Origin of the sequence: Burkholderia sp. Tr-20390 (assembly GCF_017104595.1) — a bacterium.
GTDB lineage: Bacteria > Pseudomonadota > Gammaproteobacteria > Burkholderiales > Burkholderiaceae > Burkholderia.
In genome coordinates this window covers 30,143-41,654 of record NZ_JAAGPC010000002.1, presented here as the reverse complement: position 1 = coordinate 41,654, position 11,512 = coordinate 30,143, and the positions used below count along the sequence as shown (strand labels likewise).

At 62.6% G+C, this 11,512-nt stretch carries 9 protein-coding genes; 5 read left to right on the top strand and 4 right to left on the bottom strand.

The features are described from left to right. Positions 1–12: 12 nt before the first annotated feature. The 4 genes from G3N98_RS01315 to G3N98_RS01300 all read right to left on the bottom strand — a co-directional run bounded on the left by G3N98_RS01315 (position 13) and on the right by G3N98_RS01300 (position 4,675). A complete protein-coding gene (locus G3N98_RS01315) occupies positions 13–948 on the bottom strand; it encodes an electron transfer flavoprotein subunit alpha/FixB family protein (protein ID WP_206146940.1) in 936 nt (311 codons plus the stop codon). A gap of 16 nt (positions 949–964) precedes the next feature. Further along, on the bottom strand, positions 965–1,714 hold the full coding sequence (locus G3N98_RS01310; protein ID WP_206146939.1) for an electron transfer flavoprotein subunit beta/FixA family protein: 750 nt from the start codon (positions 1,712–1,714) through the stop codon (positions 965–967). A 66-nt stretch (positions 1,715–1,780) separates the two neighbouring features. After that, entirely contained in the window at positions 1,781–3,856 is a 2,076-nt protein-coding gene (locus G3N98_RS01305; RefSeq protein ID WP_206146938.1) for an acetate--CoA ligase family protein, read from the bottom strand. A gap of 30 nt (positions 3,857–3,886) precedes the next feature. Next, a complete protein-coding gene (locus G3N98_RS01300) occupies positions 3,887–4,675 on the bottom strand; it encodes an enoyl-CoA hydratase-related protein (RefSeq protein ID WP_206146937.1) in 789 nt (262 codons plus the stop codon). A gap of 500 nt (positions 4,676–5,175) precedes the next feature. Here G3N98_RS01300 and G3N98_RS01295 point away from each other — a divergent pair, with 500 nt between their 5' ends. From G3N98_RS01295 to G3N98_RS01275, 5 genes are all read left to right on the top strand, one after another. Then, entirely contained in the window at positions 5,176–6,162 is a 987-nt protein-coding gene (locus tag G3N98_RS01295; RefSeq protein ID WP_206146936.1) for an NADPH:quinone oxidoreductase family protein, read from the top strand. Between the two features lie 268 nt (positions 6,163–6,430). Next, positions 6,431–7,225: an enoyl-CoA hydratase/isomerase family protein gene (locus tag G3N98_RS01290; RefSeq protein ID WP_206146935.1), complete on the top strand. Its 795-nt coding sequence runs from the start codon at positions 6,431–6,433 to the stop codon at positions 7,223–7,225. Between the two features lie 526 nt (positions 7,226–7,751). Continuing rightward, on the top strand, positions 7,752–8,531 hold the full coding sequence (locus G3N98_RS01285; RefSeq protein ID WP_206147026.1) for an enoyl-CoA hydratase-related protein: 780 nt from the start codon (positions 7,752–7,754) through the stop codon (positions 8,529–8,531). Between the two features lie 27 nt (positions 8,532–8,558). Then, positions 8,559–10,229, top strand: a complete 1,671-nt coding sequence (locus tag G3N98_RS01280) for a class I adenylate-forming enzyme family protein (protein WP_206146934.1) — start codon at positions 8,559–8,561, stop codon at positions 10,227–10,229. A 123-nt stretch (positions 10,230–10,352) separates the two neighbouring features. Beyond that, positions 10,353–11,096 carry an SDR family oxidoreductase gene (locus G3N98_RS01275; protein ID WP_206146933.1) on the top strand — a complete coding sequence of 248 codons (744 nt, stop codon included), beginning with the start codon at positions 10,353–10,355 and terminating at the stop codon, positions 11,094–11,096. Positions 11,097–11,512: the final 416 nt, after the last annotated feature.

The window sequence follows — 11,512 nt, the reverse complement described above, 5'->3', positions numbered from 1 at the left end:
ATATTGCGCGCGTCAGCCCAGTTGGCCGACGAGTTCCGGCACGACCGTGAACAAATCGCCAACGAGGCCATAGTCGGCCACGCTGAAGATCGGTGCTTCCGGATCCTTGTTGATCGCGACGATCACCTTCGAATCCTTCATGCCGGCCAAATGCTGAATCGCACCCGAGATGCCGACCGCGATGTACAGCTGCGGTGCGACGATCTTGCCGGTCTGGCCGACCTGATAGTCGTTCGGCACGTAGCCCGCGTCGACTGCCGCGCGCGAGGCACCCAGCGCCGCGCTCAGCTTGTCCGCCAGCGGCTCCAGCACCTTCGTGTAGTTCTCGCCGCTGCCCAGACCGCGGCCGCCCGACACGATGATGCTTGCGCTCGTCAGTTCCGGACGGTCCAGCTTCGTCACTTCACGGCTCACGAACTGCGACTTGCCGGCATCGGCTGCCGCTTCGATCTTCTCGACCGACCCGCTGCCGCCTTCCGCCGCCACCGGATCGAAACCCGTCGCACGTACCGTGATGACCTTGATCGGATCGCTCGACTGCACCGTCGCGATCGCGTTGCCCGCGTAGATCGGGCGCTCGAACGTGTCGGCCGAATCGACCGCCGTGATGTCCGAGATCTGCGCGACGTCCAGCTTCGCGGCGATACGCGGGGCGATGTTCTTGCCGTAGGCCGTAGCCGGCGCGAGGATGTGCGAGTAGTCCTTCGCGATGTTCAGCGCGGTCGCTTCGACGTTTTCCGCGAGACCCGCTTCGAGTTGCGGCGCGTCGGCCAGCAACACCTTGCCAACACCTGCGATCTTCGCTGCCGCGTCGGCAGCCGCTTGCGCATTGTGGCCCGCGACCAGCACGTGAATGTCGCCGCCGATCTTCGCTGCCGCCGCCACCGTGTTCAGCGTCGCGGCCTTGATCGACGCGTTGTCGTGTTCTGCAATCACCAGAATCGTCATTTCTTTCCGCTCCCTCTCACAGCACCTTGGCTTCGGTCTTCAGCTTCTCGACCAGCGTCTTCACGTCCGGCACCTTCACGCCGGCTGCGCGCTTCGGCGGCTCGACCACCTTCAGCGTCTTCAGACGCGGCGCGACGTCGACGCCCAGGTCTTCCGGCTTCACGGTTTCCAGCGGCTTCTTCTTCGCCTTCATGATGTTCGGCAGCGTCACGTAACGCGGCTCGTTCAGGCGCAGGTCGGTCGTAATGACGGCCGGCAGCGACAGCGACAGCGTTTCCGCGCCACCATCGACTTCGCGTGCGACCGTTGCTTTACCGTCGGCCACCGTGACCTTCGATGCGAACGTCGCTTGCGGCAGGCCTGCCAGCGCGGCCAGCATCTGGCCGGTCTGGTTCGAATCGTCGTCGATCGCCTGCTTGCCGAGGATCACCAGTTGCGGTTGTTCCTTGTCGACCAGCGCCTTCAGGATCTTCGCGACGCCCAGCGGCTCGACACCATCGTTCGATTCGACGAGGATCGCGCGATCCGCACCGATCGCGAGCGCCGTACGCAGCGTTTCCTGCGCTTGCGCAACGCCCACCGACACGGCGATCACTTCAGTCGCCACGCCTGCTTCCTTCAGGCGCACGGTTTCTTCCACCGCGATTTCGTCGAACGGGTTCATCGACATCTTCACGTTCGCGATGTCGACGCCTGTGTTGTCCGACTTCACGCGGACCTTCACGTTGTAATCGACCACTCTTTTCACTGGCACCAGGATTTTCATTCTTTAACCCGAACATCAAGAACCGAAGCAGCCGGACGCGCTGTCCCCAGCGCGTCCGGCATTCTTTCACTGCACCGTCACCAGCGCATCGACGGCAACCAGTCCCCGTCCACGAGACTTCACGATCACCGGGTTGATCTCGAACTCCTGGATCGCCGGGCTCGCGAGGAACATGTCGCCAAACCGCACTGCAGCCTCCACCAGCGCGTCCAGGTCCGCCGCAGGCTTTCCACGGAAACCTTCCAGAAGCGTCCACAGCTTGAGCTTCCGAAGCGCCTGACGAACCTGGTCGGCAGTCACCGGGAGCGCCAGGTGCGACATGTCGCGGTACAGCTCCACCGCGACGCCACCGGAGCCGATCGAGATGATCGGTCCGAAGTCCGTCTGCCTCATGCACGACACCACGATTTCGACGCCATCACCGATCATTTCCTGAACCAGCACGCCCATATCCGGTCTGCCTACCCGCTCGCGAAACTCGCGTGCACACGCATCGACCTCCTCCGCGGTTTGAACGCGCAACTTCACGAGGCCAAGCTCGGTCTTGTGCTCGCATTCCGATGGCAGCACTTTCACGACCAGCGGGTACGCCATTCCGGCACATGCGTCCAACGCGCGGTCCTCCGGCCCGAGCACCACCCACCTCGCCGGCGTCATCCCGCTTTCCGCACAGAACCGCATCGTCTGCGCCCAGTCCTGCGGCGCCGCCCGGCTCGCCAATGGCGTCCGAATCGCTGATCTTGGCAACGACAGCATCCGGCTCCGCTTGTACAGCAGCGACAGCGCTTTCATCGCATGCGACGGATCCGCGACCAGCAGCACGCCCGCCTCCCTGAACGAGCGGCATGCCTCGTGATCCGGCAGTTCCCCGATGAAACTCAGCACCACCGGCATGGACTGCGCCACTTTCTTGAACACCTCAGCGTTCGGCTCGAGGTACCGACGACCGCTACTGGCAAACTGCACGATCAGTGCCTCCGCCCTCGGCTCCGCCTCGATAGCGAAACACGTGTCACGGAACAGCGTCGGCACGCTCTGAATTTGTCCCGTCAGATCCACCGGATTGGCTGTGCGCGCGAACGCCGGCAGAACCCGCTCCAGTTCTGCTGCGGTTTGCTGGCCGAACTCCGCCATCGAGATTCCATATTCACTGCTGTGGTCGGCGAGCAGCGCGCCTGCCCCGCCCGAGGAACTCAATACGGCCAGCCCGCCCTGCCGATCGCCGCTCACACGCGGTGACGGCAGATACGCCAGCACCTCGACCGCCGACATTGCATCGATCAGGCTGTCGACCGTGATCACCCCTGCCTGCTCCAGCACATCCGCATAGACCGCGTGCGCCGAAGCAATTTTCCCGGTATGCGACGCCGTCGCCTGCTGGCCGATCGCCGATCGACCAGCCTTCAACGCGACGATTTGCACACCGCGTTCTCGCGCACGCTCGGCAATCCTCACGATCCGGCTCGCTTCATCGAGTCCTTCGATGTAGAGCGCGACCACGCGCACATCTTCCTGCTCGACGATGTGTTCGAGTACGTCGAGCGCATCGGCACATGTCTCATTGCCGACGCTGACGATATACGAGCATCCGATCCCGTTGCTCTGCAGGAAATTGCCGATTGCCCCGGCAAGCGCGCCACTCTGGCTGACGACCGCGATCGGCGCGTGCTTGAGCGCCGGAAGACTCATTGCTGCTGATCCGAACGTCATCATGACGCGCCGACGAACCGACCACACGCCCTGACAGTTGGCGCCGATTACCGCCACACCGTGCTCCCGCGCCGCTTCGGCCAGGCGCTGCGCATGTTCCTTTCCGGCTTCCGTCTCTTCGAATCCGGAACTGAAGACAATCGCGCTGCGTATCCCCTTCTCACCGCACTCCGCAATGACGCCCGGCACTGTGTGAGCCGGCGTGATCACCAGCGCAACGTCCGGCACTTCCGGCAATTCCGCCACCGACGGATACGCCTTCAGCCCTTCTACCTCGGCGTGGTTCGGGCTCACCGGATACACGGTGCCGTCAAATCCATGCTTCAACAGCACACGCACCAGCGAATTGCGCGGACTACCCGGCTGCGGTGATGCGCCGACGATCGCGACGCTGCGCGGTTCAATAAACTTCTCGAATGCCTGTCTGTCCATATTCCGTTTCTTCTCGAGTCGACAGCGCTGTCAGCGCCCAATGAATTTAGGTGTGCGCTTCTCCTTGAACGCATTCACCGCTTCCTGATGGTCCTCGCTCGCGCGTACAATCGGCAGATTCGCAGCCACCAGTTCGTGAGCCGTCTGAAGGTCTTTGTCCAGACCGAACCGCATCACTCGCTTGATCAACTGCACGGCAAGCGGCGGCCCGTCCGCGATCCGGCGTGCGAACGCATATGTCTCGTCCATCAACTCGGCGTCGGGAAATACCCTGTTCACCAGACCGATGCGTTCCGCGTCGCACGCCTCCACCCAGTCCGCTGTCCAGAACATCTCGAGCGCCTTCGACATCCCGACGATGCGCGGCAGCAGATACGCCCCGCCGACGCCGGGAATCAGTCCCATGCGCACGTAGGTCTCGGCAAAGCGCGCACTCTGCGCTGCGAAACGGATGTCGCATGCGAGGGCGATGTCCAGACCACCACCCGTCGCCAGACCGTTCAACGCGGCGATCACCGGCTTGTCGAGCTCGGTGATCTTGCGTGGCAGACGCTGTACGCCATCGGCTACTCGCGCCTTGATGTTCGCCGGGGTCTGCGCTGCCGACGCGGAAAAGGTCTCGATGTCCCCCCCCGTCGTGAATGCGCGCCCGGTACCCGTCATCACCACGACGCGAATCTCTGGATTCACACGGCATTCCTCGAGCGCCTCGAGCCATACATCCTGCATCGCCTCGGTAAAGGCGTTCAGCTTGTCCGGACGATTGAGCGTAATCGTCGCAATGCCGCGATCGATTTCAAATTTCAGTTGGTCAACCATATCGTCATCCTCACTACTCCGCTGGCTCTGAATGCTTCAGCACGTCGCGTATCGCATCGATTTCCTCTGATGTCGCCTGATCCACTCGCCTCCTCCTTCACGGGTCTTACGGTCTAGGCTTCGGTCGGGGCGCGCCGAACGGCATCCTTATCGGCCCACCTTGCGTGCTTTTCGACACGTCATCTCAGCAACATGCATGCCATCGATCACCATGAGTCGTTTTGCAACCGCTATCGGCCGCCGGAGCCCGCGCTGCCAGCAGCGACAGCACGCACACGTTCTCGATCATGTACATCAGGCGGACGGGCGCACTGCGAAGTGTCCGCGACGCGGACACGAGTGAAATGCCGCGCACGATCCAATGACATGCCGCGCGGGCTGGTGGCCGATCCAGCCTGCGACGAAGATGGCACGCGCATTGCAAGCGATACACGCGGCCCAGCGGGTTCACCCGGCTCGGCCAGAAGCACTCGGCCATATTGAAAAACGGAGGAACGTCAATGCGCGCGGTTCGGATCAAGACGCTCGGCCAGGCTGAAGCCAATACGATTGAGGAGCTTCCCGATCTCGAGCCGGGGCATCACGAGGTCGTCATCGACGTCAAGAGCGCTGCGATCAACTATCCGGATCTGCTAGTGATTTCCGGTCAATATCAAATGCGCCCGCCATTGCCGTTCACCGCGGGGAAGGAAGCGGCGGGTGTCGTACGCATCGTCGGAGCGGGCGTCACGCGGGTCAAACCCGGAGATCGCGTGCTGATCCACGTGGAATGGGGCGCCTTCGCAACGCAGGCGCTCGCGCACGAAGATCAATGCCTGCCGCTGCCCGACGGAATGCCGTTCGCGGAGGCGGCCGTCCTCGGCCTTCCGGCGCAAACGGCATGGTTCGCGCTGATGGAACGCGGCCGCTGGCCCGGCGACACCGTCCTCGTCAATGGCGCCACAGGCGCAGTCGGGTATGCCGCCGTGCAGATTGCACGCGCGATGGGCGCGACAGTCCTCGCAGGCGTGAATTCGCCGGAGCGTGCGAGAACCCTACTGAGCGACGTGTCGTGCAGCATCATCGACCTGAGTGCACCGGATCTGCGCAATAGCCTTCGCGCCCAGGTCCATACTGCGACTGACAGCCGAGGCGCGGACATCGTGATCGATATGCTCGGTGGTGAAATCTTCGACGCGTCGCTGCGTGCGCTTGCATGGGATGGCCGAATCGTCACTGTCGGTTTCGCCGCCGGACGGATTCCCGAAGTCAAGGCCGGCCACCTGCTCGTAAAGAACGCTACGGTCAGCGGATTGCAATGGACAGACTATCGCGATCGACAGCCATGGAAGGTCGCACAAGCGCACACGGTCATGGCATCCATGTGGGCCAACGGGACACTGCGCGCCAATATCATGCAAACGATTGCGCTGAGCCACTTTTCCGAAGCCCTCCGGCTGATCGCCACACGTCGCGCGACGGGGCGCGTCGTACTGACGATGGACTGAACGCGGAGTTGAATAGGGCCGTGTTCTCTGGCGTGTCCGATGCGCGACGAGCGCGTAAGAGCTCGATTGCGCGACCTCCATGCCGGCGCTCGTTGCTCGATACGTCGACGTTCGTACGTGTATCGCGTGTCTGCCGCCCGGGCACATCCGTGTTCTGCAAAAACGCATTCCCCTGGCGCTGAGTGCCCACCACGCGAACCAGGCGGATTGGCATGGCGATTGCATGCATCTTCAATCACTCGTCAAAGCAGCATCCAGGAGACATCGCATGACCCAACAGTTGGTGAACACCTCGGTCGAAGGTTCCGTACTCGTCATCCGGCTCTGTAGCCCTGCCGACCGCAATGCGTTGACGACGGAACTGCGCGAACAGCTCGGCGATGCGATCGAACGCGCGCAGAACAGTCGCGCGGTGCGCGCGGTTTATCTCACGGGCGAAGGTCCGACGTTCTGCTCCGGCGGAAATCTGAACATGCTGAAAAATGCGTCCGCACCATGGGCCGTCCATCGGCGCTTTCGCGGTCTGAGCACATGGCTCACCCCGCTCATCACGCTCGACAAGCCAGTCGTCGTGGGCGTGCGAGGTCAGGCAGTGGGAGGCGGATTCGGCCTTGCGCTGACAGGCGACCTCCTGATCGCCGGTCAGGGGGCGAAGTTCATCCCCGGATTCTTCCGTATCGGCGTGGTGCCCGACATTGGAACGATGTATCACCTTCCGCGGCTCATCGGTATGGCGGCTGCGAAGCGGCTGCTGTACAGCGGCGCGACGCTATCCGCGCAGGACGCGCTCGAACTGGGGCTCGTTGCCCAGGTGGTGCCCGACGAGAAAGTCGATGAAGCCGGACTCGCGGAAGCCACGCGTCTCGCGAATGGTCCCGCCGAGGTCATGGGGCTTGCCAAGAACCTGATGGCGCGCAGTTTCGAAACAAGCCTTCAGGACATGCTCGCGTTCGAAGGATTCGGGCAGATCCTCGCCATGTCCGGTCCCGAGTTTCAGGAAGGACTCGGCGCCGCCCTGGACAGCCGCCCCGCGGACTTCACCCGAGCCGCATCGGACGAATAAGCCGCTGCAAGTACTCGCTCTCGGCGCGACCATGAGGCGACCGCTGACCTCGAAGCCGACGCTTGCCGTCGACGCCGTTACCGCGAATATCGCCCGCCCTCCAGGCGGGCTTCTTTTTTATCCGGACTCGCAGCGCGACGCCGGCATCGCCCAATCTCATCCCGGTATGCCTGTACATCGGCGGTCGGCACTGCGCACTGCAATGTGACCTGTGGTGTCTGCGCGGAAATGACCTGGGCACGGCCGACCACTGTCGTCGCCGCGGACACTCCCCGGCGGTTCGACCAGATCCGGGTACCGCGTTTTCCGGGCGTTTTACGGGCATTTTCCGGCCGCAATCGCGACTGCCCACCACACTCCGGTTTGGCACGGAGCTTGCAGATCAGATATCGCGACGACATTCGCGACGCTCGCGCCGGCTGCCATCGGTTTGACCGCAAAGCCCCGATTGCGCTGTCGCAGTCCATCGCGATCGTCCGAAATTCGTCAACTTCGCGCGCTGCGCATCGCTCTGAAAGGACAGTCCATGCAATTCGAAGAAATCATTTATCAGGAAGACGGCCCGATCGGCACCATCACGCTCAATCGCCCGCAAGACGGCAACATGTTCACACCGCGCATGTGCCACGAGATTCGCGATTGCATCAACGAAATCCGTCGCGAGACGCGCACGCGCGTCGTCGTGATTACCGGAGCCGGCGACAAGTTCTTTTGTACGGGAGGCCGCAAGGAGGGCATGGAGGACTCGCTGCTGTATGCAGGCGTCCTGCCGACCCTGGAAATGTACGAGAGCATCGACCGGCTGCAAAAACCGGTGATCGCATCGGTCAACGGCTACGCCGTAGGTGGCGGCAACGTGCTGCAGGTCGTGTGCGATATCACCATCGCGAAGGAAAGCGCGGTGTTCCGACAAGTCGGACCGATGGTCGGCAGTTTCGATGGCGGCTACGGCACCTGGTATCTCGAAGATCTCGTCGGCAAGAAACGCGCGAAAGAGATGTGGTATCGCAACCCCAAGCTGACTGCACGAGAAGCGCTCGAATGGGGCCTCGTCAATCACGTGGTTCCCGACGCGGAGCTCCAGGAGGCGACGCGCAAGTTGGCGCTCGAAATCGCCGACCGCGGCGCATTCGCACTCGCGTCGATCAAGGCCGCATTCAACGCGCGCCACGGCGGTGTGTCCGGCCTCTCACGCATGGCGCACGACCTGCTGCTGCGTGCATACCTCGACTCCGGCGAGCACGCGGAACTGGCCGATGCATTCGCCGATCGCAGGGCGCCGGATGCAACGCGATTCGGCCATTAACGCGCACGACTCCTGGAGCTCCCGACCATGTCGCATCTCCTTACCTTGCATGATCCGGCAACGGCCCGAAAACACTATCTGACCGGAATCTGGCAAACCGACACGCTTTACTCGCTCGCGAGACGCCACGCAACCGAGCGAGGCACCGCTTTCGCCGTGAGAGACAGCACCAGGCGCCTAACCTGGAGCGCGCTCGTCGCGTGGGCGGACGCCGTCGCCGCCGATCTTCACGACAGCGGACTGCGCAGCGGCGATCGCGTGTCCGTATGGCTCCCAAACCGCGTCGAAATGGCGGTCATTCAACTGGCGTGCTCACGCAACGGATACGTCTGCAACCCGTCGTTGCACCAGAACTACACGGTTGCCGAGATTGTGTCGATGCTCGGCCGCATCGAATGCCGGGCGTTGTTTGCCCAGCCCGGCTGGGGCGCGGATGCCGATCGGGCCGATGTATTCTCGGCCGCCAGCGCTTTGAGTCACGTCAAGCGCGTCTATGCGCTGCCTTCATTGCGTGCAGCCGATCCCGACACGCCGCCCGGAACCCACGCGTTCCCGCTTCCGGGACACATGTCGCAAATTCCGCTTCCTCCGCCGAGCCAGAATCCCGATCAAGTCGTCTACCTGGCATTCACGAGCGGCACGACCGGCGCACCGAAAGGCGTGATGCACAGCGACAACACGCTGCTCGCAAATGGGCGCGCATTGGTATCCGACTGGAAACAAACCAGCGACACCGTACTGCTCACTTTGAGTCCGCTGAGTCATCATGTCGGCACAGTGGCCTTCGAACAGGCGCTCGTCGCAGGCTGCGAGCTGGTCATCTACGATCCCACCGCCGCCATCGCGCCGCTCGATTGGATCGTATCCACCGAGGCCACCTACGTGATGGGTGTCCCCACGCACGCAATCGACCTGCTGCAGGAAATCGAGCGACGCGGCGTCACCCAGCTCGGCTCCGTCAAGGTTTTCTACATGGCCGGAAGCTTGATTCCGAGCGAAACCGCCCGCAAGCTGCTCGCGCTTGGCGCAACGCCGCAGAACGTGTACGGGATGACGGAAAACGGCTCGCATCAATACACCAGCCCCACCGATTTGATGGACGTCATTACCGCGACATGCGGAAAGGCATGTAACGGATACGAGGTGCGCCTCTGGCAACCCGACAACCCCGATCTGGAGGCCGTTCCCGGCGAAGTCGGCGAAATCGGCGGCCGTGGCGGCGTGCTGATGCTTGGCTACTTCGACAATCAGTCTGCCACCGAATCGTCCTTCAACAGCAGCGGCTGGTTCATGAGCGGCGACCTGGGGCGCTTCGATGGCGACGGCAACCTCGAAATCGTCGGGCGCAAAAAGGACCTGATCATACGCGGCGGCCACAACATTCATCCGTCGCACATCGAGGAGTTCGCTCATCGTCATCCTGCCGTCAAGAAGGCGGCGGCATTCGGTGTGCCGGACGAGCGCCTCGGGGAAAAGGTGTGCCTTGCGATTATCGGTGACGGCGCGCCACCCGCCGCCGAAGAGTTGCTTGCTCATCTGGCCCGAGAAGGGCTATCGAAATTCGACATGCCCGAGTACTTCGTCGTGTTGCCAACGTTTCCGCTGACCGCCAGCGGCAAGATCCTGAAACGCGAGTTGGTCCAGTGGGTACGGGACGGCCGTATCGCGCCGGCTCCCATACGGTTTCGTGCTGCCTGACATATTTCCGATCCGCAATTCCGCATGTGTTGAGAGGGCCTAAAGTCGAACCGCGCGCCGATGGCCGCGTACGCGTGTCGACTCGCCCTCCAACACCGCAATCGTTTCCCTGGAGTAGTCTTCATGACCCGTGATTGCATAGTCGTAACCGGCGCGAGCCGTGGCATTGGCGCCGGCATCGCGCTCGCGCTGGCCCAGCAGGGCCTCCATGTGGCGTGTCTGTCACGTTCGGGCGCGCTGCCGCCCTTTTCCGACGTCAGTCCCGACGTGTCCGCGCGCTGGCTGCCGCGCACCGCGGACGTCATGCGTCCCGGCCACCTCAAGACAGTACTGGGGTCGCTCGCCCAGGAAGGATGGCGTATCGTCGGCCTCGTCAATAACGCGGGATTGCACATCGACGCACCGTCGGCGGAGCTTCCTCTCGACGAGTGGCATCAGGTGATGGACATGAACGCGACGTCTGTCGTCGCTGCATGTCAGGCCGCCTACCCCCATCTCGTATCGGCGGGTAATGCGCTGATCGTCAATATCGGCTCCTTCTTCGACAAGCTCGGTGTCAAACGCAACCTCGCGTACTGTGCGAGCAAGGCAGCCGTCGGAGCCATCACCCGCTGTCTGGCCGTCGAGTGGGCCAGCAAGGGGATCCGGGTCATCAACATCGCGCCCGGTTACATTCACACTGACCTGAACGCCGACATGATCGCGTCAGGTGCCCTGTCTGCTTATCTCGAAAAGCGGATTCCGCGGGGTCGTCCTGGTAGTGCTGAGGAAATCGGCACGCTTGTCGCGACGCTCTTTGCGCATGGAACGACGTTCCTGACCGGGGAAACGATTTACGTCGACGGCGGGCAAGGAATCGCACACTGACGGTTCAGCAATCGAGCAAGGTCGCGGTGGCGCGGCCTTGCCGAGCGGTACATGTTTCCCGCTGACGCACGCCCCTTCCCGCCATGCGAGACACCCAGGATCGTGATCTGTTGTCCCCAAGTACATCACTGTCGAAATCAAAAACACGCTCGAACACGACGACACGGACGCACAACGCAATAGCGCACCGCGCGCCGTCACGGCTGGCACTCGACACATGACATCAGCTTGACACGGCGCTGCCTCGCTGGCACGGACGTTGCGTTATCGATAACAGCTGCCACGTATGACCGAATCGTTCGGCGACGCCAGCAAATAAAAAAACTCATCAATTGGAGACTCCCGTGACGATCAGCCCTCCTTCGTAATCACACGTCGACCCGCATCGACGCCTGGCAAGCATCTGCTGCCCGCAC